At 47.5% G+C, this 24,914-nt stretch carries 20 protein-coding genes and 1 tRNA gene; 14 read left to right on the top strand and 7 right to left on the bottom strand.

Annotation, left to right across the window (positions count from 1 at the left end; all coding sequences use genetic code 11):
- Position 1: 1 nt before the first annotated feature.
- The 8 genes from H6797_03840 (at position 2) to H6797_03805 (ending at position 6,342) form a co-directional block, all read left to right on the top strand.
- The gene (locus H6797_03840; GenBank protein USN96183.1) at positions 2 to 268 is read left to right on the top strand and encodes a hypothetical protein; all 267 of its coding nucleotides are present in this window, start codon (positions 2 to 4) and stop codon (positions 266 to 268) included.
- Positions 268 to 1,137, top strand: a complete 870-nt coding sequence (gene atpG / locus H6797_03835; GenBank protein USN96182.1) for an ATP synthase F1 subunit gamma — start codon at positions 268 to 270, stop codon at positions 1,135 to 1,137. Before H6797_03840 ends, atpG begins: the two co-directional genes overlap by 1 nt.
- Entirely contained in the window at positions 1,134 to 1,358 is a 225-nt protein-coding gene (locus H6797_03830) for a hypothetical protein (protein ID USN96181.1), read from the top strand. The genes atpG and H6797_03830 overlap by 4 nt, the downstream gene beginning before the upstream one ends.
- The gene (gene atpD, locus H6797_03825; protein ID USN96180.1) at positions 1,355 to 2,791 is read left to right on the top strand and encodes a F0F1 ATP synthase subunit beta; all 1,437 of its coding nucleotides are present in this window, start codon (positions 1,355 to 1,357) and stop codon (positions 2,789 to 2,791) included. Before H6797_03830 ends, atpD begins: the two co-directional genes overlap by 4 nt.
- A gap of 347 nt (positions 2,792 to 3,138) precedes the next feature.
- Positions 3,139 to 3,561, top strand: coding sequence for an ATP synthase F1 subunit epsilon (atpC, locus tag H6797_03820; GenBank protein USN96179.1), 423 nt, complete (start codon positions 3,139 to 3,141; stop codon positions 3,559 to 3,561).
- A gap of 74 nt (positions 3,562 to 3,635) precedes the next feature.
- The gene (locus tag H6797_03815) at positions 3,636 to 4,739 is read left to right on the top strand and encodes a hypothetical protein (protein USN96178.1); all 1,104 of its coding nucleotides are present in this window, start codon (positions 3,636 to 3,638) and stop codon (positions 4,737 to 4,739) included.
- Between the two features lie 157 nt (positions 4,740 to 4,896).
- Positions 4,897 to 5,196: a hypothetical protein gene (locus tag H6797_03810; GenBank protein ID USN96177.1), complete on the top strand. Its 300-nt coding sequence runs from the start codon at positions 4,897 to 4,899 to the stop codon at positions 5,194 to 5,196.
- Positions 5,197 to 5,238: 42 nt separating this feature from the next.
- Positions 5,239 to 6,342 carry a hypothetical protein gene (locus H6797_03805; protein USN96176.1) on the top strand — a complete coding sequence of 368 codons (1,104 nt, stop codon included), beginning with the start codon at positions 5,239 to 5,241 and terminating at the stop codon, positions 6,340 to 6,342.
- Here the strand turns inward: H6797_03805 and H6797_03800 are convergent.
- Positions 6,332 to 7,303 carry a tRNA-dihydrouridine synthase gene (locus tag H6797_03800; protein USN96175.1) on the bottom strand — a complete coding sequence of 324 codons (972 nt, stop codon included), beginning with the start codon at positions 7,301 to 7,303 and terminating at the stop codon, positions 6,332 to 6,334. The genes H6797_03805 and H6797_03800 overlap by 11 nt on opposite strands.
- Positions 7,304 to 7,477: 174 nt before the next feature.
- Here H6797_03800 and H6797_03795 point away from each other — a divergent pair, with 174 nt between their 5' ends.
- The gene (locus H6797_03795) at positions 7,478 to 7,624 is read left to right on the top strand and encodes a hypothetical protein (GenBank protein ID USN96174.1); all 147 of its coding nucleotides are present in this window, start codon (positions 7,478 to 7,480) and stop codon (positions 7,622 to 7,624) included.
- A gap of 129 nt (positions 7,625 to 7,753) precedes the next feature.
- Here the strand turns inward: H6797_03795 and H6797_03790 are convergent.
- Positions 7,754 to 7,826: transfer RNA gene (locus H6797_03790), tRNA-Gly, on the bottom strand.
- Positions 7,827 to 8,051: 225 nt separating this feature from the next.
- Between H6797_03790 and H6797_03785 the strand changes: the two genes are divergently transcribed.
- Positions 8,052 to 12,320, top strand: a complete 4,269-nt coding sequence (locus H6797_03785; protein ID USN96173.1) for a hypothetical protein — start codon at positions 8,052 to 8,054, stop codon at positions 12,318 to 12,320.
- A gap of 11 nt (positions 12,321 to 12,331) precedes the next feature.
- Here H6797_03785 and H6797_03780 read toward each other — a convergent pair whose 3' ends face one another.
- Both H6797_03780 and H6797_03775 read right to left on the bottom strand, forming a co-directional pair.
- A complete protein-coding gene (locus H6797_03780; GenBank protein USN96172.1) occupies positions 12,332 to 15,619 on the bottom strand; it encodes an ATP-dependent helicase in 3,288 nt (1,095 codons plus the stop codon).
- Between the two features lie 124 nt (positions 15,620 to 15,743).
- Positions 15,744 to 16,787 carry a hypothetical protein gene (locus H6797_03775; protein ID USN96171.1) on the bottom strand — a complete coding sequence of 348 codons (1,044 nt, stop codon included), beginning with the start codon at positions 16,785 to 16,787 and terminating at the stop codon, positions 15,744 to 15,746.
- A 140-nt stretch (positions 16,788 to 16,927) separates the two neighbouring features.
- Between H6797_03775 and H6797_03770 the strand changes: the two genes are divergently transcribed.
- Positions 16,928 to 17,413 (top strand): hypothetical protein, encoded by a 486-nt coding sequence (locus H6797_03770; GenBank protein USN96170.1) that lies wholly within the window; start codon positions 16,928 to 16,930, stop codon positions 17,411 to 17,413.
- Here the strand turns inward: H6797_03770 and H6797_03765 are convergent.
- The 3 genes from H6797_03765 to H6797_03755 form a co-directional block, all read right to left on the bottom strand.
- Positions 17,400 to 17,681, bottom strand: a complete 282-nt coding sequence (locus H6797_03765; protein ID USN96169.1) for a hypothetical protein — start codon at positions 17,679 to 17,681, stop codon at positions 17,400 to 17,402. The genes H6797_03770 and H6797_03765 overlap by 14 nt on opposite strands.
- Positions 17,671 to 18,375 (bottom strand): hypothetical protein, encoded by a 705-nt coding sequence (locus H6797_03760; protein USN96168.1) that lies wholly within the window; start codon positions 18,373 to 18,375, stop codon positions 17,671 to 17,673. Before H6797_03760 ends, H6797_03765 begins: the two co-directional genes overlap by 11 nt.
- Before the next feature lie 88 nt (positions 18,376 to 18,463).
- Positions 18,464 to 19,777: a class I SAM-dependent RNA methyltransferase gene (locus H6797_03755; protein ID USN96167.1), complete on the bottom strand. Its 1,314-nt coding sequence runs from the start codon at positions 19,775 to 19,777 to the stop codon at positions 18,464 to 18,466.
- Between the two features lie 85 nt (positions 19,778 to 19,862).
- Between H6797_03755 and H6797_03750 the strand changes: the two genes are divergently transcribed.
- The 3 genes from H6797_03750 (at position 19,863) to H6797_03740 (ending at position 24,824) form a co-directional block, all read left to right on the top strand.
- Positions 19,863 to 21,821 carry a PE-PPE domain-containing protein gene (locus H6797_03750; protein ID USN96166.1) on the top strand — a complete coding sequence of 653 codons (1,959 nt, stop codon included), beginning with the start codon at positions 19,863 to 19,865 and terminating at the stop codon, positions 21,819 to 21,821.
- A gap of 321 nt (positions 21,822 to 22,142) precedes the next feature.
- Positions 22,143 to 23,222: a PE-PPE domain-containing protein gene (locus tag H6797_03745; GenBank protein USN96165.1), complete on the top strand. Its 1,080-nt coding sequence runs from the start codon at positions 22,143 to 22,145 to the stop codon at positions 23,220 to 23,222.
- A gap of 492 nt (positions 23,223 to 23,714) precedes the next feature.
- Complete coding sequence (locus H6797_03740) at positions 23,715 to 24,824, top strand: hypothetical protein (protein USN96164.1); 1,110 nt, start codon at positions 23,715 to 23,717, stop codon at positions 24,822 to 24,824.
- The last annotated feature ends 90 nt before the right edge of the window (positions 24,825 to 24,914 follow it).

Genomic DNA, 24,914 nt, shown 5'->3' with positions numbered 1-24,914 from the left:
GATGCCTTTCGAAGGAGCAAAAATGACTATGATTCCTGAGGTGTTTAATGCGCCTTCGGATTCGATAGTGGAAGATTGCAAAGAGGTGATAAAATCGCTCCGATCTATTCTTAGTCGTAAGAAATCACGAAGCTTCGCAACGCACGCCATTGATGATGCGGCGGTTGCCGTTCGAATGAACCGTAACTATGGCTACGTTAACGTGCGGCCGGCTAAACTGAATGATTCGGGCCATGACATGCTTGGGCCCGATTGGGAGGCGAAGTAATGTCGTCAACAAGAGCACTAAAGACCCGAATTCGCTCAGTCAAATCAACGAAGCAGATTACTAAGGCTATGCAGCTGGTCGCCGCTAGCAAGATGCGAAAAGCACAAGAAAATGAAAAGGCGTCTGGTCCATATACACAAGCTGCCAACGAACTTCTTACCTATCTGGCTAGTCAGGGCGAGACCGATCGTGATCCCCTGTTTCGCAAGGCCGACAAAATCAAAAGTCGCTTACTTATAGTAATAGCAACTGACAAAGGTTTGGCAGGAGCGTATGATTCGAACGTGTTGAAGCTATATCATCGTCATCTCATCGAAGACGATGCCGCGGGCGTAAAGAATCAGACAATCGCCGTCGGTCGTCGTGCTAACAGGTTCGCTGCACGACTTAAAGATACGCCGGTCATTGCCGCCTACCAGGACTTGCCTGACGATCCGGCTGGCAATCAATTACGTACAATCGTCGACACTGCCGTCGAGGCATTCAAAAAGGGAGACGTTGACGCCGTTGACGTGGTATTTACCGAGTTTATCAGTACTGTCCAGCAACAAGCGACCACGCAGCGAATTTTGCCTGCAGGTTTTGAAAAAACAGAAGTCAGTGAAGCCGTACGAACCGCCGAGTTCGAACCAAGTACTGAAGAAGTCTTGGCTGCTATCACCTATCGCTTGATTGAAGCACAGGTGTACCATGCACTTTTGACCGCCCGCGCCAGCGAGTACATCATGCGTATGCTAGCCATGAAAAATGCTACCGACAACGCAAACGATCTAATTGATGACCTGACGCTTGAAATGAACAAAGCTCGCCAGAGCGCAATTACCCAAGAGCTTGCCGAGATTAGCGGCGGTGTGGAGGCGATGAAATGAGAAGTTTTGAGTTAGGGGCAGATGGCGCAGCGCGTTCGTTAGCCTCGCCGCAGTCCGAAGCGGAAACGCGAATGCCGGTAATAGACAGCGAAAGGCCGATTCTCAACTACATGATTCAAGACCGGTGGCAACGAGCGCAACTATTTCAAAAAATCATTTGCATACAAAGACCAGAACTACTACTCAAACCAGATAATGTGAATAAGGAGAAGAATTTATGACGAAGACAGCGGAAAATACGAAACTCAAAGACGGCAAGATTATCGCCGTTGTCGGCGTGGTTGTTGACGTTGAATTCAGTGATGACACTCAGCCACCAGCAATTTACCATGCACTGCATGTAGAACATCAGGGTCACACGATTACACTTGAAGTCGCACAGCACCTCGACGAACACACGGTGCGTGCTATCGCCCTTTCTAGTACAGACGGTTTGAAGCGCGGTCAGGTGGTTGTAGACACTGGCGCTCCGATTAGCGTGCCAGTTGGCGACGCGACGCAAGGCCGTATGTTTAACGTTGTTGGCGAGCCAATTGATGGCCAGCCAGCTCCGAAAAACGCCAAGACTGCACCGATTCACAAGGATCCGCCAGCACTGACGGAACAGTCAAACAAAGCCGAAATTCTAGAAACTGGCATTAAGGTCATTGACCTCGTGGCGCCACTTACCAAGGGTGGTAAGGCTGGTCTATTTGCCGGTGCCGGCGTGGGTAAGACAGTTCTGATTCAGGAGCTAATCTTTAACATCGCCAAGTTCCACAGTGGCAACTCTGTGTTTGCTGGTGTCGGTGAGCGTACTCGTGAGGGTAACGACCTGTATTACGAGATGAAAGATGCGGGCGTGTTGCCGCAAACTGCACTTGTCTTTGGTCAGATGAACGAGCCACCTGGAGCGCGTCTTCGTGTTGCGCTTAGTGGTCTTGCCATGGCAGAAGCGTTTCGTGACGAAGGTCAGGACGTGCTGCTCTTTATCGACAACATCTTCCGTTACACACAGGCAGGTTCTGAGGTGTCTGCCCTACTCGGCCGCCTACCTTCAGCTGTGGGCTATCAGCCGAACTTGCAACAAGAAATGGGTATGCTACAAGAACGTATCACGAGTACGAAAAAGGGCTCGATTACCTCCGTACAGGCTGTGTACGTGCCGGCCGACGACTTGACGGACCCAGCACCAGCGACTACATTTGCCCATCTCGACGCGACCATCGTGATGAACCGTGCTTTAACTGAAATCGGTATTTATCCAGCCGTGGATGTGCTCGATAGTACGTCGAACTCGCTTGATCCTGAAATTGTTGGTGAAGAACACTACCGCGTAGCCCGTGAAGTCCAGCGCACGATGCAGGAATACAAAGACTTGCAAGATATCATTGCAATCCTTGGTATGGAAGAACTCTCTGATGAGCAAAAAGCGACCGTTAACCGTGCTCGTCGTTTGCAGCGCTTCTTTGCGCAGCCGTTCCACGTTGCCGAGCAGTTCACTGGTAACAAGGGTGTGTATGCCAAGCTCGAAGACACGATCAAGGACGCAGCAGATATCCTCGCTGGTAAATACGACGACAAGCCAGAAAGTTGGTTCTACATGGCGCCTGGTCCACTCAGTGAAAAAGATGCTCCAAAAAAGGAGTCAAAAAAGGACGAAAAGAAGAAATAAATTCGTCGAACTAAGAAACGCCGTCTCGTAGTGAGGTGGCGTTTTTTATTGATTGTCATCCTTATTTATATCTTCTTCGTCCTTGTTCTCATCGCGTGAATGATTGCCGTATTTTTCAAGCCATTCGAGCGCTGTTAGTACTTCATATTCTATAAGAGGACTCCGATCTTCTCGCCACATCTCGTAGTTAGCTCGTACGTGCCTGTAAGCTGCTAAAAATTCAAACGTATCCCCTCCTCGTTAGCAGCTCGACTCACGACTGCAGTATGCGATTATATGCTTATGGTTTGCTATGTCAATGGGTATTGCAGGTGATTTTTTAGCGATAATTTGATAGAATAAAACTAATGAAATTTCAACTGATTACACTTCTGGGTACTAAAGTCGACCAGGAAGCCTACGAAGTCGTGTTGCCGACTGCTGCAGGAGAGATTGGTGTGTTCCCCGGACACGAGCCACTCGTCAGCATAGCTGTGCCAGGCGCGATTGCTGTTCGCTATGCCAAAGGTGATCCGGACAGCAAACTTGAATACTTCGCAATAAGCGGAGGCGTAATTGAAGTCAATCCTCAGGGATTACGCGTCCTTGTAGATGAAGCCGATAGCGGTGAAGATATTATTGAAGCCGAAAGCAAGGCAGCGCTAGATCGTGCCATGAAGATGCGCGAAAGCGCCAAAGATCAGGTTGAACTTAATAAGGCTAAGCAGCTCATCGATCGACATGCAGTTCGTCTGAAAGTCGCCGATTTGCGTCGCAGGCACCATCGGTAAAGTTCTATCCTTGCATTGCCGCCTAATAGGAGTACAATCTATCCTTGGTTTTAATATGAAACAAGGATAATTACGTGAGTGAACACATGGTTTTAGCAACGATTGATAGCGATGAAATAACGAATGTCGAGGTGATTGAGACGGTCCCGGGCCCGGGCGGCGGTAAGCAGGACGCGACAATCAGCTATAAAGACTTCGAGCAGGAACGACCAGAGATGGCCTTGGCTCTAATTGAAATTATTAATAGTGGTGAATGCATGGTTCGCTGCACACATGAGGATGACGGTTGTGTAGATGGTCGGTGTGTTTGCGAGATTGCGTATCCTGAAGGCGACGATTTTGCTACGGTAAGCGTAGAAGATAATGGCGATCATGAACGCGCAAAGGTTGCTGGTGGCGGGTACATTACTGCCCTTGCGATGCTACAAGCACTTGGTGATCGTGGCACATCTCCTGAGCAGGATATCGCCTATTTGGCAGATCAGCTGGCAAAACAGCACATCTATTGTGGTGGACATATCGGTTCACACGGTAAATTTGGCGACGGCCTTACCGACTGCGGTGCCAATGACAAGGAAGACGTTATCATATCAGGTAAAGCTTACGAAGCTGAATCGCCAGCCGGTGGCGTAGCGTTACTCATGAGTTATTCAAAAGATGTTTACGATTCGGATGTCACTGACAGGGTGCTTGCTAGGTGGGCTGAAACTACAGGAGACGCAAATTATCTTATCGATAGTAATGGCGTGACGCGTTTAGAGGCGGCACAAGATGCAATTCTTAAAACCGAGAAAAATAATGCCGATCGCAAAAAGGCAGCTGTTATTAAAAATCTCGGCGCAAATCACAATGAAAAGCGACTCATCGTTAACTACGAAGACGGCTATACGTTTTCACAAACAAAGCTCCGTCGATTGTTGATGGAGCGCTTTCCCGAAGTCTCACCAGATGAATTGCCACAAGTTTTTGTGTGCGACTATTGGCGTGTCCAAACACTTGCAAATGCTGTTGCATGTTTTTCTGAAAGAGATTCTAGCCGCGAGAGAGATGATATGGAAGTTCAAAGTCGTCGTGATATTGCCCTTCACGCCGGTGTAGCGTTCCAAGTTGGAACATACCTAACGTTGACGGATGCAACATTGCCGATTGATTTTGTGAGTACACCAGCCTCGGTTTAGTGAGTTGCGCGAGGTATCACGCTTGTGATACTATATGCGATATAATAGAGAAAAATAAAAAGTAAAAAAAATGGCGGAATTTCGCAATTATCCTAGGCTGTATCGACAATACATGACATTGTCGAACTGTTGATTGTGGGAACGGGAGATATTACGCATGGAACAAATAGATAAAAAATCAAATAAGCTCCTTTGGATCGTACTTGCATCGATAGGAGCGTTTCTCGTACTGATTGGTATTTTTGTGATGTTTCTTGCGCAAATGGGCACGGCCCCTCAATCGTCAAGTAAGGATACGACTGCTACTTCGTCGACAGATACAAAAGCTGTGACGAGTAGTGACGTAAAAAAGAATCTCGATGATGTAAACGCTAGTTTGAAACAAGCGAAGACAGCCGAAGATGCTGCGAAGGCGGCGCTCGATGATGAAAAAAATCAAATAAAGTTGGATAGCTAGATGAATCTCGTATCTTTTATTACTTCCTCAAAAAAAACATATATGATTGCTATGTTCGCGATGTTGAGCATGTTGCTTGCAGCCTATGGTCCTATGACAACCTACTCGCAGGCACAGTCTGCTAATGCGGCTGCGTTGCAAGATCTTAAGGATAAAGTACTTTCGGAAATTAATCGACGCATCGATAACTATAAGAAGACCATTCAAAGTTTAACCGTGGATGTGCATGTCGGAAAAGACGGTGTAACTTACGAAAAATCTTCCTTAAAGGGAACAGCCTCAGCCGAGATAAATAGCGAAGGTACATCATATACGAAGACTCGCGAAAATGGCAGTACGGCGTCTGGCAGTGTCTCGAAGGACGGTATTGAAAAGACGAAGACAGGACCAAATGGTAGTAGCTATACCTTTACCGTTGATGACACGGGTATTCATGGTGACATATCTATTAGTAGCGCTTTTAAAGATAAGGTGAAGCAGTATTTACAAAAAATTGTTGACGGACTGCAGTCAATGGTTGATAAGGTTAAAAATAGCCCCACGCTGAGTAAATTAAAGGAGCTTGCGAATAATTTATATCAGCAAATGGTCGTCGATACGCTAGTGAATGTGCAGGGAGCAGTCACCCAAGCGGTCGACACCGTAAACGGCGTAGTAGACAACCTTAAAACGGCTTACAATAATCTTCAAACGCGAGTGACACAGCTAAAAGATTGCGCAAAAGGACTAAAATCGGGCGATACGTCTATTGATGCCACGATTGCACAATCCGGATCAAGCGTAACTTGTGGTGATTTCAAAGTCACAAGTCAGGATGTTGCTGATGCTGCTCAGAAGCGGCTCGACAATATTAAATCTATCATGGGTACCATCGGTTCGGTAGTCGGATCGGTCGTGACGCTGCTAGTATCATTAATTTCACAGTTTACTAGCATGATGTCTGGTTTATTAGGAGGTATAGGAAATCTCTCTAGCCTTGGTGACCTAACAAATCTTACGAGTTTACTCGGTGGTGGTGGCGGTAGCGCCATTTCGGGTCTAACGAGTTCCTTTAGCGGTGTCTTGTCTCAGTTGAATTTAGCCAGCGGTATGGCAGGCGGAGCTCAGGGTAGCCTCTCGAGTCTTTCGAGCCTGATTAATCTTTAGCTAGGTATGTATCGAGGGCTTCACGTACCTCGCTGGTGTTTGTAGTGTGCATAAGACGATCGCGAAGTTCTGCTGCGCCAGTAAAGTCTCGGATATATATTTTGAAGAATCTTTTGAGCGTGTCGAACGGTCGTCCTGTTTGTTCGCTATATTGGTCGTAGAGGTCGAGCTGAAGACGCAAAAGCTCAATTCGTTTTTGCGTTGACTCAGCAGTGTTGCTATTTGATTCGTTGGATTGCGAAAACGCAAAGGGATCGTGGAACACGCCACGACCAATCATGATGCCATCGACGCCGTATTCCTGAACAAGCTGCATGCCGTGTTGGCGGTTTTCGATGTCTCCGTTGATAGTAAGGAGCGTGTGCGGCGCTATGTCGTCGCGAAGTTTTTTGATGTCTGGCACTAGCTCGAAATGCGCCGGTACTTTGCTCATTTCCTTTTTCGTGCGCAGGTGGATGGTAAGGTTGACGAGGTCTTGCTGTAGCAGGTGCGTCAGCCAGCCGGACCATTCGTCCACTCGACTATAGCCAAGACGTGTTTTTACACTAACAGGTAGGCCGCTGGTTTTGGCAGCGGCAATAATAGCCGCCGCATTTTCGGGATTTTGTATCATACCTGCACCGCCACCACTTTTGACCGCACTTTGGTCGGGGCACCCCATGTTGATATCGATGCCATCGTAGCCGAGCTTGGCACAGTGATGAGCAAGCTTCTCCATGCTCTCAGGGTCACTCCCCCAGAGTTGCGCGACGATTGGGTGTTCATCATCTGTTTTTATTAGCCTTCCGCCTATGGCTTTGTCACCTGCGTGCGCCCAGCCTGTAGCATTGGTAAATTCGGTAAACCACACGTCTGGCGGTGTGGCTGCTGCGACTACATGGCGAAACACAACGTCAGTTACTGCCTCCATGGGAGCCAGAACAAAAAATGGGCGTGGTAGTTCGTGCCAAAATGATTTCATTTGATTAGACGTATCTTATTATACAGAGAATGAAAATCGCCTGCTTCAATCGAAGCAGGCGGAAGTAATAGATATTGGGTGGTGGAGGATGTATTTTAATAATACATCCTCCACCGCGTGGACGTGCTGTGCTGCAGCGAGTTTTTCCCACGGACGGTCTTTATCATCCCAACAATGAGTTTGTTGTTATTTGTGGTTGTCCACTACCCCATGCGGCATTGTAGTGTGCGCCGCAAGTTATTTATGGCCTTTGCCTCGACATACGGCACAATCGCCATTGCCATAGGTGCCTCCCCAGCCACCCATGACGTTTCGTTTTGAATAACAGTTGTTGCAGCCTTTGCCGCGACAGCCTTGGCAAACGCCAGAGCCTTTACAGGTTTGACATTGCATGCCCGTTCTCGATTCGGTAATCGTAAACGATTCGCCGAACGAATGAACGGCGATTAGTCGGGGTGACAGGATTCGAACCTGCAACTCTTTCGTGGTGCGAAAGGTTTTACCTACATTAAACTACACCCCGGTTGACCGAGTTAAGTACAATCCGTATCTATTACTTGGAAGGTACAAAACAAAAAGTTGACTCAGTATAGAACTTTCGTCAACCCTGTATACGAATAAATATTTTATTCGATTATAGGAGTCTTGTCAATGGTGGCTGCGCCTTGACACTTCCCTATTTCTTATCTATACTTAACCCCATAAACAATAAGCATATTCAGCGAGGGTAGTATAGGCTAAACAAACTATGGCACGTCTTCCAACTCCTGGAGGAGACAGTGGTAATTGGGGAACAATACTCAACACCTTTCTCTCTCAGGTTCACGCCTCTGACGGCACACTGAAAACCGACAGTGTCACCAGCGACGCCATTGCTCCTAATGCCGTTACAACTGCTGCTATTGCTCCTGCGGCAATCACTGTTGAAACCCTTGCTCCAAATACCATTGACGATACTGTCATAGCCGACGGTTCTATCACCAATGCGCTCATTGCCGATGGCACCATCGAAGAAACCAAACTTGCCACTGCAGTCCAAACCAAACTCAATGAAGTTGCTCCTGTCACATCCGTTGCTTCCAAAACAGGTGCTGTCTCCCTCACTAAGACCGATGTCGGTCTTGATCAGGTCGACAACACCAGTGATGCCACGAAGAACGCTGCGACGGCGACGCTGACGAATAAGACGCTAGCCTCAGCACAAATCACCGGCACAAATGAAATACAGCAGTCTGGCACGCTTGTCTTTTATAACACCGCCGACCAAACAACGAACTACGAACGAGCAAGAGCGCGCTGGGGTGGTAATGCGTTCTGGCTTGAAACAGATCAAGGTGGTACGGGAGCCGGTCGAGACATAGTGCTTGCATCATCTTCTGGCGTGACGTTCGCACTGTCTGCTGCCACTGGAAACAAAGCAACCTTAGCGGCGCCATCTGGTATAGCAGGTGCAAATCAACTTTTAGTAAACGGCTCTTTGATGGGGTCGTCATCGACACAGAATTCGTTAAGTTTATCTCCGACAATTAATCAATCGTCTACCGCCGGCTATACAGCACTCCTCATTAACCCAACTGAAACAGCAACTGGCTCCGGAACCAAAAGGCTAATCGACGCTCAGGTGGGCGGCGCATCCAAGTTCGTGGTGGATAACGCCGGGAATGTATCCCTCGGCAGTACCGCACTCACAGGTAGTACGACCCCTGTTTACCTTGATCTTGGTGGGAGCGTTGGGTCAAACACGGTCGGCACCTCGGGAAACCTTAAACTTAAGTTTTATACGGGATATGGTATTGGTATTTCTGCTGGCGTGCAAGAATATCAGGTTCCCGCTGGTGGTAATAGTCACAAATTTTATGTAGCCGGTACTGAGCGTTTTGCTATTACGCCCACTGATGTGACAGTGGGCGGAGCATCAGTAGTCACCACTACCGGCACGCAGACCCTGACAAATAAAACTCTCACCACTCCGAAAGTCGATATCATCAAAGACGCGACTCAAGGACTAAGCACGCTGGCCCTTTACGCACCTGCGTCTGCGGTGAACTATGTGCAGGCCGTCGCTAGTATTACTGGTACGAATGTTGGTCTATACGCACAGGGTACTGACACGAATATCGGTATCAGCCTCAACCCCAAGGGTACAGGGAAGCTCTATACTGGCGGCGTAGAAGTCGTAACTACTTCTGGTACGCAGACGCTCACCAACAAGACCCTGACAAATCCGAAGATCAACATGGTCAAAGATGCTTTTGGCAATAATGCGATAGAAATTGGTTCTCTTGCTAGCGCGGCCAACTACTTTACTGTGGCAAATAGCGTTGCCGGTCAGTCCATTGGGGTGTGGGCCAGCGGTAGCGACACTGATATCGGTATTAACCTTAACTCTAAGGGAGTCGGAGGTTTCCAGTTGCGTAGCCCCACTTCGGTGGCGTTCAGGGCCGGATTCCAAGCGGATAGCACTGTCAATTATCTTTATGCAGTAGCTCACACCACCGGTAACGCACCATATCTGATGGCTAGCGGCACCGACACTAATATCAACCTCAACCTCACAACCAAAGGTACCGGCACAGTTCAGGCTAACGGTGTTGATGTTGTCACTACGACCGGTACGCAATCCCTCACCAACAAGACCCTGACAAACCCGAAGATAGACGCGATTTATGACCCTGCCGGAAATAAACACGTTTCTTTTTCTGATCAGTGGGAGAGTGTATATCTTAGCCCCTTCAACAGGCCTTCCCTTCAGGTTTCAGCTTATGCGTCTTCAGTTAACTATGTCAGGATTCTTGGGCAGGTGGCTGGTGGCGGGCCACTAATTCAGGCACTGGGCAACGATGCAAATATTCATCTGGAGCTCAACTCAAAGGGTACGGGTGAGGTCAGGGTCAATTATGTACCCGTCGTTACTACTACAGGCACGCAGACGCTGACGAATAAGACAATCAGTGGTTCATCAAACACTCTATCTAATATCGCTCAATCATCGGTTACGAGCCTGACTACAGACCTTGCAAATCGTGCTGAGGTTACCGTATACAATTCCGCAAATGTTCTAAAAAGCGTATCGCTTAACACTAATCCCGAAAACGGTTGGTATACATTTGAACCAAACTATAGCTCTGATCTTACCTACAATCTTTTGCGCGGTGGTGCGATAGATGTACAAAAGAACGGCTTGCCATTCAATACTTATGGTAGCGGCACGGGCTTTTACAATGTCGGTGGTGGTACAGTGGCGGACAACTGGTTCAGAGCGGATACTTCATTTTGTCTGGACAATCCAGCAGTGTCAACAGACACTTACATCATCACTGTTGATATAGCCCCGTCTATCTTGCAGCGCTATGGTTGTAATGTTGGTATCGTGTTCCCGCATGGTTGGGGCACTAAGGATGTACAGATTGAAATATACAAGGGCGGCTGGTCAACAGTTTATTCGGTTACGAACAATTCTGATCCGGTTCATAGATATTATTACACTGGTGACGGCACGACCTACACGAAGATTCGTTATACACTTGGGCGACCATGGGATGCTCAGGTTCGGATTAGCTCACTGTTCTCATATGCATATAATAGTCCGGGTCGTGCCGACGGATATCTTCCTCGTGGCGGTGGTGCTGTATACGGTTCAAATTCTGCGCCGGTTGCGTTTACTGCAACTGGAGGTGATAGCAACATCAGTATCAATATGGTTCCCAAGGGTACCGGTACACTTAATCAAAATGGCGTTCCGGTAGCTACAACCACCGGTGCTCAGACGCTTACGAACAAGACGCTGACAAGTCCGAGCATATCGGGACCTATCATATCCGACGGGTACATTCGTGATGCCAATGCCAATGTGATGATGGCTTTTAACGCAGTCGCTAGTGCCGTTAATTATTTGCAGATATCAAACCGCGCCACCGGCGGTGCGCCAGTGACCCTAAGGGCTATCGGCAGTGATACGAATGTAAATTTGAGTTTGGCATCGCAAGGTTCGGGTACTGTTCAGATAAATGGCGTCGATGCGGTAGATGTTTCGTCAGCTCAGACGCTTACGAACAAGACATTAACAAGTCCGAAGGTGAATAGAATTCTTGCGACTAATGGTACAGGAGTTCTCGATGTTACTGCAAACAGTGGCGCCGTAAATGCTACTACTATTTACAATAGCGCAACGGGCGTTGCGCCCTATTTGGAGTCGTACGGGTCTGACACTCATATAGGATTCAATATAAAAACCAAGGGTACGGGGGTTGTGCAGGCAAATGGTGTTGAAGTCGCCACTGTTTCCGGTACACAAGCCCTTACTAATAAGACGTTGTCTGGTGCAAACAACACTATTACCGACATTCCTGCCAGTGCAACACCAGATGCGGCAAGAAAGGTTTGGACTTCTCTGTCTACAGTTTCGGGGCAATGGACGAAAGTTCTTACGTATACCCCCGGCAACACCACTTTGGATCGGATAAGTCTTTGTCTTAGTTTTGTTTCTTTTGCCCACAACACTTCAGCGATTGTAGCGCTTGAGGCTGGGATTACTTCCAACACGAGTTCAGCTTCTATTGAGTTGCTTTCCAAGGCTGCCGGAACGGCTTTGGGGGCGGACAGTTTCAAGATTATTTCAGATGGTTCTGGTGCGGCTTTCGAGCTCTGGATAAAAGCATATAATAATGGTTCAGCAATTGTTGTTTCGGAAATATCTAGATACACCCATGTAGGTACTTTGGCGTATACGCCTGGAGTCGCTTTCCAAGGAACTGTTCCTACTGGAGCTTCTGTCAATGCACAGACTTCTAGCGTGACGGCTGGTGGGGCGCCAGTTGTAACTACTACTGGCACTCAAACACTGACGAATAAAACCCTTACAAGTCCAACACTGACAGCGCCCGTGATTGGTTCTGGTGGTGCGCCTGCGTCTGCATCAAGTGCAGGTACTACGGGTACCGTCGCGTGGGATTCATCATACGTATATATCTGCGTTGCAACAAACACATGGGTCCGCGCATCGCTGACTACATGGTAGTGGCGTTTTTCTTAATTTTTGTTTTGAGCAAGCAAATCGTCTTCGAATTTGCGGATACCTGCTATTGTTTGGTCGTATTGCGTTGTGTCGGGGAATGACAACTCTTGGATATGATTCCAGATTATGCTTATAAGACGCGAAAAACGCTCTACCTCTTCTTTGTCGATATCTTGAAGCTGTAAGTCGACAATTTGCCCTGCAGAGTTTGGCTCAACGAATTGCAATATACCTTCGTGCATCGTGTAGTTGCGCCAATCTCGTGAGTTTTCAATGAGTAGTTTGTAAAACAAAAGTTGTTGGCGGTATTTGTGAGCTTTAATTTTTTGATAATCAAGTCCTTTTTCCCACGACGTTAGTGTGCCTCCGGTTTTGTAATCGGTGACACTGGCTGTGAGCGTGTCTTTATTGAATGTAACGACATCGAGTTTTCCAGTGAGGCGGGCATCACCGACCATTACATCCTGATGAGCAAAGTTCAGCTCCGCGAACTGATCTTTCGTAAAATTATCGTGATGCGTTTTAAGAAAGGCGCTCAGTGCGTCACTGCCCCTTTGCAAAAAGTCGCGCCGTTCGTTATCTGTGAGTTCTTGTTTATCAAGATTCTTTTCGAATTCATGCAAAATATCTTCTTCTGGTTGTAGCGAGCCGGTTGAACGCATATGATCATGTGCGCGCTGAAGTGTGTCGTGAATAGCAGTGCCATAGCTTGCCAAGGGGCTCGATGCAGATGGAAAATGCAAAAGCGTGTCTATAAGGAATCGTTGCGGGCCGCCAGTCGTAACATCGATAAATCGGTTCACATGGGTGGCGCTCAGTTTGTAATCTTTTAAGATCGGCGCCAAATAATCGTGCATGGTTATTTGCGGCATATTAACAATTGGCGCATACCATGAGTGTTCGGCTGTATCGAGTTCGGCTTGTTCTGATGTGTCTGCCGACTCTTCTCGTGCTGGGATTGGGCTTCCGAGTAAGAATGCCGCCGGGAGCATCGCTTTGGTTGCATCGTTTTCGTTGGCATACGCAATATGCAAACCGTGTCGAGCCCTCGTCATGGCAACATAAAAGAGTCGCAGACGTTCGTCGTAATCATTATTGTTGCGGCGCAGCCGCAGATGCGGAGGAAAAGCGATTACTGACGATTTACCGCTTGCCTTCTCGCCCCATACTGCGTCGGTCGCATTTATGATAAATACATGGTTAAACTCAAGTCCTTTTGATCCATGAGCGCTGAGTAGCTGCACGCTGGCGCCGTCCTCACCAATATGGCGGGTGCTTGTAATCCGTGTTTCGCTGTTGCGGCATGCGTCCATGAAGTCCAAAAAGTTATCGAGCTGCGGAGATACAACCTCAAATGCATGATCGTGCAATGCTTTGCGAATTGCCGAGAGATTCTTGAGATGAGCACTGTATGTAGACATGTCGCCTTCGCGCGCACCACTGCCAAAAAAGTAGTCTTTGAACGGCGATGTGTATGAACCGTCAATCGACGTGTTGCCAATGAGGATGTCGAGCATACGTTCTAATGGTTGATGCTGTGCTTGCGCCGAACACGCTATAAGCCAAGCAGCAAGCTGCCGAGTCGCGTCATGTTGTTGCATGACTTCAAGCCAATGTTTGCGCTCGCGATGTGCCGCTAAGCTGATTTCCCAAACGGCAGTCGGATTAACGTCCCATAATGGATGGCTAATAAGCTCAGGCAAGAGTGCATTTGCTTTGCCGTAGTTGCCATTGCCGATGGCATGCACTGTCTCCCCTATGCGTTCTAGTATCGTGACGGCTTCATCGTCGAGTACGTTGTCTTTGCGGTCATAACTGAGCGGTACGTCGTGTTCGGTAAAGTATCCTATGAGCGATACAAGGTCGGCGTGCTTGCGAGCAATGACAGCAATTTCACTAGGTTGCACTCCATTATCTATAAGCGACTTTATGGACAACGCAACCCATTGACGTTCGTGGTGAGGTGTCGAAAACGAAACAAGTTCGAGATTCGGCTTTGTGGTTTTTGTTTGCGCTGTTAGTGTTTTGTCGAGCTCGGGCAAGTGAGTTTCAAGGCGGTTACTGCCCTGCGTAATAACGTCTCGGGCGCTGTCGAGCACGGGTTGGACAGAGCGATAGTTGTTGGTCAGCGTGATATTGATCGTTTGTGGATATGTATGACGAAAATTGAGGATGTTGCTCACTTCGGCGCCTTGGAAGCCATAGATCGCTTGGTCGTCATCACCAACAACAAGTATATTAGGCGAATCCTCTACGACAGGATTGTTGGTGAGGTTATGCAGTATACGCATTTGTGCCATGTTGGTGTCTTGAAACTCATCAACCATGATGTATTGGTATTTTTCCTGCAAGTCATAGCGTAAATCATTTTGAGTCTCGATTGCTTTGACGACCTGCAAAATCATATCGTTGAAATCATAGAATTCGGCGGTCTGCATTTGGTCTAAGTATTCGAAATACACGACGTTGAGGGCGCGCAATTTTCGTAGTTGTTTGCGAGCTTTCATAACGATGTTTTTTGCAGCATCTTTTTCAACGAGCTGGTCTTTCCAGCCGGTCAGAGGCTTGGTTTTGTTTAGTGTCTTAGCTTCACCGAGAGCATCTTCAAGGGTGTTCGTTAACAATTTTATGAGTGTCGAAAAGTTTTCTAATGGCTTTGGCTCGTCGATACCTCGAAGCTTTTCTAGTAACGTTTCAAATCTTGTTATCGCTGTTTTGCTGCGCATACCGTCGCCGATGGCGTCGACGAGTAGCGGCTCAACTTTGTCGACAGTTGATTCCGTCGCATTGAGTAATAGACGGAATTGTTCATCTGTCAGACCGGCGCCTTTGATGTCGCCAATGGCTGAAATGATACTTTTTATCGAAGTATACTCACCGTTCATTTTGGCCTTCAGAGGGTTGTCATAAGGCAGCTTGTCGAGGATGTCAGTGATTATTTGTAGCTGAGTTAATTCGTCGGCCGGTCGAAATGATGCGCCGCTATAGAAATACTCAGGGTATTGGTTCATGATGTCGGTGCCAAAGGAGTGAAAGGTCATGACCGGCACCTTGTAAGCATCGCGCCCGATGATTTCACGGAGGCGTTTTTTCATGGCGATGACGCCGGCGTCAGTGAATGTCAGGCATAGTATATTTTCAGGCAGCTCGTCGGTTTGTTTGAGTATGTTGGCTGCGCGCATAGCGAGCAATTCGGTTTTACCCGTGCCCGGTCCTGCTATCACCATGACCGGTCCGTCAATCGTGTCAACGGCTCGGCGTTGCTCTTCGTTTAACTGTTTGTAGCGCCCAGCAAAATCCATTACAGCAATTATAACCCAACGAAGCAGTATAAACGTGAGCTTACACGAATTTTAGACTAATGTCGGATTTTAACTGTAGTAATAAATAACGTGCGAGTGTTCGGGCAACTATGTAATGAAGACTTTATTCTTTTTCAAAGACTGGATTTTCGGCGACGGCTAGTTCGTATAGCGACCTGGCGGCAAGCAATCGACGTGAAGGATCCTCGTGTAAGATATTCGTAATTGTTTCCATGCGGTCCTTCCAGGCAAAATAAGCTTCGCTGGAAATGCAGCTAAGATGTCCACCCTTGGGGATAAGGTCAACTTTTGTGTAAGGATGATCTTTGTATAGCTTCATGAAGCGTTCACCTTGGCTGAGGGTATCGCCCTCGTAGACTGTTTGATAGCCGAAGAATGATTCCTTGTCTGGGTTTGAACGAACGGCACGCCCTAACTGCCCTGCCATGAGAGTCGGCGTCTCTTTTAGTTGCTGAAACAAGCCAAACAAAGACGCGTCAACCGTATTTCGATAGTGCAAAAGTATAGAAGCAGGGAGTCTGAGGGAACGTACGGCAGTAAATTCACTTGGCATCGTGTCTTTTATTCCGCCAAGGAATTTTGGAATCGACACCCCGTGCGGCATACATGGAACAAGACTGTCGTTGAATATAACTTTCGTGTCGTGCTCATGAGCTATAGCTTGGGCCGTGTCGGCACTCATCGCCCCGCGCGACACGCCATTTAAGATGACGTTTTCAGGGTCGTTACCCAAACGAATGGCGACATGCGCATGGATGGCTAGCATGTTGCGAGCGTGTTGTTTTATGTCACCTATTTTTTCAGCGTTTTGTTGAACGCCTATAAACACCGAAGGTATTCCGAAATGTTCGGCGAGCGCACGTTGGCGTCGTTCATTGAAACCACCGAATTTTGTAAACCAGGCTGATGTTTCAAGCGACATTATATCGCTACTGTCTCGTACCGCGCGCCGTCCTAGTTCTGAGTGAGTGACGAGATAATTTGTACCGTCGTGCATTGTATAACGCTCGGTCCGGTAAGTATTATCCTGGTAAGTGTCTTGCTTTATTGATTTTGGATTATCTAAAGCGTAGTTCTCGAAACGGCTAGATAACGCTAGCTCATTACTGTTAGTATGCGCTGCGTAATTTTCTAAAGGATTTGCCATTTCGTTGCCTCCTATAAAGTGTGCTTGGAGTATAATGCTACTGCTTATAATTGTAAAGAATATATCTTTAATAAATACTATACCACAAATAATAAAAAAAGTCTACATGCGTGACCTCTATATGGTATACTAGCCTACGTATGGAAGCGATTTACGACGATTTGGCGCTTGAAGAAAACACCAAAAAACTATTTGGACTCAATGTAGATATCGACTCTACTATAGTTCGTCAGGTGCCCGTTAGTCACACTGCCGTTGCTTCGGTTTACCTAACTAGGAAAAAGCAGCTCTATGTATATATATCTGCACAATCAAGCTTGACGCTTGGTGACGTCAAGAAGCTTATCAATCGCATGGGTCTTAAACCAGAACTTTTCGTGCCACCTAAAGGTCGTCCGCATTACTTCGACGACATTGGCCGTGCTCATTTCAAGGCCGTTTTTCCAGGACGTGCGAACATCTCCACAAGTGATTTGACGTACTATCGTACTTTGGCTCCATATAATCCAGCATTAGTGCAAATTAGCGAAATACCTACTGGTGAAATTCGCCAATTCGATACTGACGCTCACGGTAATTGGCGTGTTAGTGCCAAGTTTGCTTATCGGCGGATTAAAACGAGCTAGCAGCCGTATCGAATTGACTACTGCTACTGCTGTCTTCGAGTGACATCGAATCAAGTTCGTTCGCTATACTGTTGAGATCTGAATTTGACTTGATCACAACAGGTGATGTGGATATGCTTTTTGAGGCGGTGTCCGTGGTCGACGCAGCCCCGCTGTCTTTATTGGCGACAAAGTTGTTGTAGGCCATGTAACCAAGTGTCCCGACTATAACGACAACTGCCATTAGAACAACTGCTTCAATGATGGAGAATCCGTTTTTATTGTGCATTGCTTGAGCCCTCCTGAGGTGTTGCTGTCGGTGTTGGATTTGCCGCTTCTGCAGCTGATTTGACAGCCTTGATTAGGTCCTTAACGGCGTCACGATAGGCTTTCATGGCGTCGATGCTTTCTTGGCGTTTTTCTTTGAAGCTGGCTACGTCTGCGCGAGGGTGATCTCCGCTACAGTCGAGGTTTGGTACGGCTTGTTCCGCTGCCATTGCTGTCTGAGTTGCTGATTGAGCTGCGTTGACGGCTGCAACTAGATCGCTGTAAGAACTAACGGAAAGGCCTTTTGATACATAGAAGTTCTCGACGGCAGTTACTATCTTATTTATGCGGTCGTAGACGTTTTGGCGACGCGTCTTCATGGTAGACATAAGTTCGTCGATCTTACTTGCTCGATTTTCACAAATCTTTTTCTTTGCGGTATCTAGTTTGGAATGAAGGTCCGACTCCGATTCGGTTGATTTTGCTTTTCGGTTCTGTCTGAGCTGTTCAAGCCGAGCATCGATTTTCTCTCTATACTGTCTTTCCGCGCGACTTTGCGGTTCGCTTGTAGGGCTCGATGTCGGTTCGCTTTCGCTACTTGTTGTCGTGCTGTCGTCACTTGTCGTTATGTTGTCGTCGGCACTTGCGATAGCTGGCGCCATCATAATAGTTGTTGCGGCTCCGACAATGAAAAATCTTTTTATAGCTTGTTTCATACGTAATAATCCTTATGCTATGTGTACTATTACAATACCCCGCTACTGCTGTATATGCAATTAGTCGACTGTAAAAATCGAATAAGAGTTACATTTTTTGTATGACGTCTAAAACGACAAGGTGTTCGATATGGGGTGTGCGCGGGAAGAAGTTATAACCACGATGATGGCGAATGCCGTATTTTTCTGATAGCAGCGCTACATCACGCGCCTGGGTAACGGGATTGCAGCTGAGGTAAATTATGCGCTCTGGAGCGGCTACAAGTAACTTCTCGACCACTTTTTCGTGTAGGCCGGCACGTGGCGGGTCGACGATGATCGTGGCATCTCCAGTTATATAATCAAGGGCGTTTTCGCTAGCGGCGAGTATCGGCTTTACCTCCGTTACTCTATGTAGTTCTGCGACGTTTCGTTCCATCTCTCGAACGGCGTGTTCGTTTAGTTCTACGAGAGTCACGTCGCTGCCTCCAATCGTCAGGCCAATTGTGCCGACGCCGCTATATAAGTCGACGACCGGTTTGTCAGCTACTACCCATTCTTTCATGTCGCTCAGGGCTTGTTCGTATACGGGTAAATTGATCTGGAAAAAGCCTTCCGTGGCATAGCGAAACGGCACATCTAATATGGTGTCTGTCAAAGTGTCGTTACTGCTGGACGCAAGGCGTTTAGTGATGACGCTGGCCGGACTTTTAGGATTTGAAAAGATGACCTCCGCGCAAATTACCTCTGGGGCGATTGCTTTTTCCAGGACTGCATTGGCGTCAAATTCTTCGTCTTTGACGTAGAGTTGCCAAGCCACTTTTCCTGCCCTGTTGCAGCGTATGAGGAGTGTTTTAAGTGAGCGGCCGTCGACTTTTAAGTCACGAAGCGCCTGTAGTGCATAGTTTGCCGCGTTGTTTATGTCCGAAGTTGCTAGGCTGGTTCCCTGTACTGTGATTTTGCCATGAGTACCACGGCGGAAAAATGCCAGATCTAATTCTTCTTTTTCAGTATCATACCAAAAACTAAATTCCACTTTGTTACGATATTCGTATTCTCGGCCGTCGCTCCATACGTCTATAGGCACTGGCAGTACGATGTCGTGCAGTTCAAATGCTTCTTCTATGAGCGCGGCTTTGTAATGTTTTTCTGCGCTAAAATTCATAATTTGCCATGGACTTGTGCTCAGGAAGCTACCGGGGTCACGCGGTTCAGTTCGTTCATGCGAAGGAGTAATGACATTGGTTACATACCCTTCGACATAACTAGATTTTTTCTTAGTTAGTTGTACGGTTACTTCTTCGTCGGGCAATCCGCCCCACACAAGGCATTTTTTGCCATCTGAAAGCGTGCCAATAGTCTGACCGCCACCGATTATACGATCAAGAGTTACTGTCACCTCTGGTAGTGATTTTTTTGCCATTAGGTCATTATACCCTAGTAGCACGTTGTCGGCCTATAACATAATTGACATTTTTGAAAAAGTGTGGTAAATTAACATAAATATTATGTTGAGCATAGAAACGAGCTCCACTACTGATAACTGTAATCCAAATGAGCTTAATTTGGACTTTGATTTCGCAACCTACGAAACTTTGATTAATGATGAGCGTTCGTTAGAGATAGCTGGGCTTGAAGAGAGCTTTGCGGCACCGGTGTTTGAGGGTGACCGGAATTATGCGTTTACAGAGATCGAATTAGTTGTTGACGAAGAATCGGATGAAGAACAGCCGACATCTCGCATGGGTCGCTTACGTGCTGCAATGGGTCAGACGGCAGCTCTCGCTTTTTGGGGTGTCCAAGAAAAAACATCTAGGCGCCAGAGGCGACGTATAGCAAAGCGTGATGCGCGACAAGAAAAATACGCTGCAAGCGATGATGACAGCCGTTTTGAGCGATTATATAAAAAGGCTCGTCGCAATCAGGATCGAGTTATGGGCGCCTCTGTTATTGGCGGTCTTCTCGCTGTTGACGCTGGTTTGATGTACATGCGTATGCGCGGTATCGATGTATGGCACACCGATCCGATGAGACCTTATCGTCATTACGATGTTAGACTGACTGTTAATACGACCAACTATGTCTTTGGTGGTTTCGGTGACCCGACCGCGGCCGGCGTACTCGGTGGGCATGCGGGTGACCCAAACTATGTCGGTATTCAATACCCCGCATCGATCGCACCAGTCAGTCCTGGTCCGACACTGGATGTCTCGACAGACATCGGCGCTCAATCTGCATATTCGCAAATCGAACAGCAATTGTCTTATGATTCAAATGCACAAATTACTATAGAAGGCTTTTCTGAAGGAACCATCGCCGCCGCTAAGACGGCACAAATGGTAGCGGCAAATAACGGCGGAGCTATGCCGGCAAATGTCCACCTCGTACTGAATGGCTCTCCCGTTTCCAGTCAAGGTTTTTGGAATAGTGATTCTGCTCAAGCGGTGAGGCCATTTCTGAAGTTGGATGGTATTTCGCCAGATGAGGTGCCACTTCCTCCCGGAACAATTGTCAATACGTCACAAAACGACGTATGGGGCAACGGTGGCAATCAGACTCCGCTTGGTAATTTCGCGCAGGCGATAGACCTTGGTTACGGGCATGTCGTCGAGGATCCGAATGCGCCGCATGTCACATGGACTGATTCAAATGGCGTCATTCATAATGAGTGGGATTATGGTGTTCATCCGTTTACGCAGCTCATCCAGCAAGGTGCGGGTGTTCCAGTGATGAGTGGTTACAATGACTTCTTTAATGACGTAATACCGATCAACAGCAATACGCCAGGCAGCGGCCCGCTACCTCCACCGCCAAATGCAGCCAAAGCTCAGGCTGATTTGGCGCATGGAATTAGTCAGTCGCTAGGCGGTAGCCCTGTACCTGAGCGAATTATGGCTGCAGTACCGCAGCCGGTGACGGATGTTATTCAGGATGGCCTGAATCTTGGGAATACTGATGGAACATTGATTGCGCAGGCTATGCAAGATCCGACTAAGATTCCTGCTGCTGTTCATGCAGTAACTAATGATGTTAACAAGATGTTTAATGATATTTCTAGGGCGTTACCGAGCGAAACCAATCATCCGGTTGTTGATTTTATCAATGGCGCCGCGAGGAATAACGGTATCAATCTCAATCTTCAGCCGCCAGTACATCATACGTATACGCCGCCGGTGCATCCATATGTACCTCCTGCGCCAGCTCCCGCCCCAGTGAATACTTATACGCCCCCAGCTACTCCTGCGCCAGCTCCCGCACCCGCTCCTGTTCCCGCTCCAGCGCCAGCGCCTTTGCGTAATATCGTGAATAATTTTATCAACAATATTAGCAATCCTGCTCCAGCTCCCGCACCCGCACCTGTTCCCGCGCCAGCTCCAGTAGCTCCGCTATTGCCGAATTTTGGCAATGGTAACGGACCTATTCGACAAGCTGTTCGGCAATTCCTTGGCAATCTTCGTCAGGGGTGATAGTCTACCTGAATAAGATGTCCGCGCATATGGCGCGGATTTTTTATATCTGCAATCAAAAGTGAAACATTAGAACTATATTTTGCGCTGTCCGCACGTATGTTATATAAGTGTTGTATAAATAACACTTTGCATTTTTTACATCGGTCACATCTAGCAAAGTGATTGATGAAAGCTGCGGTTTATTTTCAGGCGCTACTTAGTTTGTAAGGTGGTGCACCTCAATAGCAATGTTAGATTTTTCATTTTGACATATTTTGCAAATTACTATATTCTGGCGCAACAATTATGTAGTACTGGTGGGCAGAATAGGGGTATTTTATGGCCAAATACGGGCCTGCTTTAGAAAAAATTACTAACAAGAACACGCTTAACCGAGTTGTTGTACTTGGTTTAGCTGGTGCGGCTATGACAGGAGCCATCCTTAACGGTATTGGTTCTGCAAACGCCGATACGAACATTTACGTAGGCGGAGCATGCGACAAAACTAGCCAACTTCCAGTTGATCGTGCTATTCAGGACGGCCGTTACAACTTTGGCGCAAATAATATTCAAATTAACTACCCTGCCTCAATGGCGCCAATTTGCGACGACGGCTTTGGTACTCAGACCGGCGCATCAATCGCAGACGGTGGTCAAAAAGTTGTTGACGCATATTATCAAAACAGCTGGGATCAAGTGAACGTTGAAGGATTTTCACTTGGTGCGGGTGTCGTCGACTGGGCCGCTATGAAGCTTGCGGCAGACCATGGTGGACAATTGCCTGGTAACGTTCACGTAACTGCCATTGGTGATGGTTGGAACCCTGTAGGAATCCAGAATCATCCAATTGCTAAGGCTATTCAGCCAATTACCAACGGTATGCTTGGTATCCCAACTACTGATGAACTACATCCAGTAGCTGGCATGACAGAGGTTATGGATGCGGGTGACCCATATGCGACCATGAACGTTGCTCCGCTTAACTTAGGTGAAGACATCACTAAGTTTGCGCGTGTCGGTCAAGACCATCGAATTCCAAACATCGGTAACGAACCAAGCGTAAATGTTCAGCGTGACGGTGTTAACTACCAGATTTACGGCGACGATCGCAATAGCGCAATCAATCAGGCTATTCAAGAAGTCGGTTCAAATCCAGGTCCTATCGGAACTCCATTCTTTAACACGATTGCTCCACAGGACGACCCGGCGAACGTATTGAACCCACCTGCTCCACTTCCTCAAAGTGGTCCAGTTGTTCCTGATTTGAACATTGTCGGTCCTGCTCCTCGTGATGTGCTGAACCCACCAGCTCCTGCTGCGGCTCCAGTTCATCTTTCAGCTCCGGAATTCTTCGGTGAGCAGCCATGTTTCGCAGAGGACGGCTCACAGTACTGGACACCTGGTACCGCTCCTTGTTAATTCGTTGACGACAATACCACGGATAACGTTGTCTCCGGATATGACACAAGCGCCAGCCGACTAGAGGGGCTGTAGATTCTGCAGTCAGTCGGAACCAAATTCCTAGTTTGCAGCATTAAGCTGCTGCTAACCATGGCAACACCCGCGACTACTTGTTGCGGGTGTTGCCATTTTGTGTCGTAGGTCACATAGATTCTATAGGCGGTTGTGCGCAATACAACTGCTTGGTTCGTGTCTGTAATTTACTATTTATTCTTTGGGGTATCGACCATGTCTTTCCTCTACAAAGAATTCTGGCGCACCTGTTATATTTCGCATGTTTGACAGCTAGTTTATAGTATTGTTGTTTAAAAAACATATCGCATATTTTAATCTGTTTCACACCTAATCCGCCATGATTTATATGAGATTTTTAATTTTGACATGCCATGCGAAATACTATATTCTGGCGCAACAATTATGTAGCACTGGTGGGCAGAATGGGGGTATTTTATGGCCGAGTATAGGCCCGCTTTAGAAAAAAATATGAACAGTGACGTCTTGAAACGTTCAGTAAAAGTCGGTTTGGCTAGCGCTGCGCTTGTAGGGTTTATTTTTAATAGCACCGCCGTAGCGAACGCCGACCCTACCGTGTATGTTGGTGGTGCATGTGACGGTGCTAGTCAGTTCCCAGTTGATCATGCTAAGCAAGCTGGTACGTATGACTATGGCGCTGACAATTACCAGGTTCAGTGGTCTGGCGCTCTGGCTCCTGTTTGTGGTAACGAGCGAATGATTGACTCGGTCAACGATCAAGCAAACCAGATCGTTGATTTCTACCATCGACATCAAGGAGACCCGAGTGTTCGTGCGTATGGATTCTCTGAGGGTGCTGTTGGTGTTGATCAAGCTAGTATGCGTCTTGCTGCCGAAAACGGCGGTCAACTACCAGCTAACTTCCACCCTGAAACTGCCGGCGATGCAACGACGCCAATTGGTCTACTAGACCATCCACTCGCAGGTGTTATCAGCCCTATTACCGGCTTAATCGGTATTCCTGGTCCGAATCAGATTCACCCAGTTCCTGGTACTGTTGTGAATCTTGACAAGGGTGACTGGTATGCAACTGGTAACGTTGATCCGTTTAATCTTGGCGACCAAATTACCAAGATGGCCAGAATTCCTCAGGACCATCGCATGCCATTTCCTGGCGAGCCGCATCAGACTGTCGTGGTTGATGGCGTAACCTACAATGTCTTTGGTAGCGACACTAACGGTATTAGCCGTGCAATTCGTGAGGCAGGTGCTGATCCGACATTTATTGGTGATGCATTCTTTAATACCATTGCTCCGCAGCCAGATCCTACGAAGAAGCTAAACGTAATCAAGAGTCGCCACGAGTCTAAGAGTAATGTAGAGTCGGCAGTGAAATCAGTCGTAAATGACGTGACGACCGCCGTTACGAATAGCGTTGCTTCGTCTGGTCAAGCAGTCCAGAACGCCACAAGCCAAGTTTCATCTGCGGCCTCAACAATAACTAAGCATGTGATTAATACGGGTCATGGAACAGTGACTCCGAATGTGCAGCTCGTGGCAAAGCCTACGACGTTTGCGCACCACTGATCCATCGCAAGTTGATCTGTAACTTAGCGTCGTATCGTGACAATAACCCATTGCCGGCTATGTGATGGGTTATTGTTTTTTATTTGTATT

It is taken from the genome of Candidatus Nomurabacteria bacterium, assembly GCA_023898645.1.
Taxonomy (GTDB): Bacteria; Patescibacteriota; Saccharimonadia; order Saccharimonadales; family Saccharimonadaceae; genus UBA2112.
Note: the sequence above shows the minus strand (reverse complement) of the source record. Positions and strands in the feature narration are given on the sequence as shown.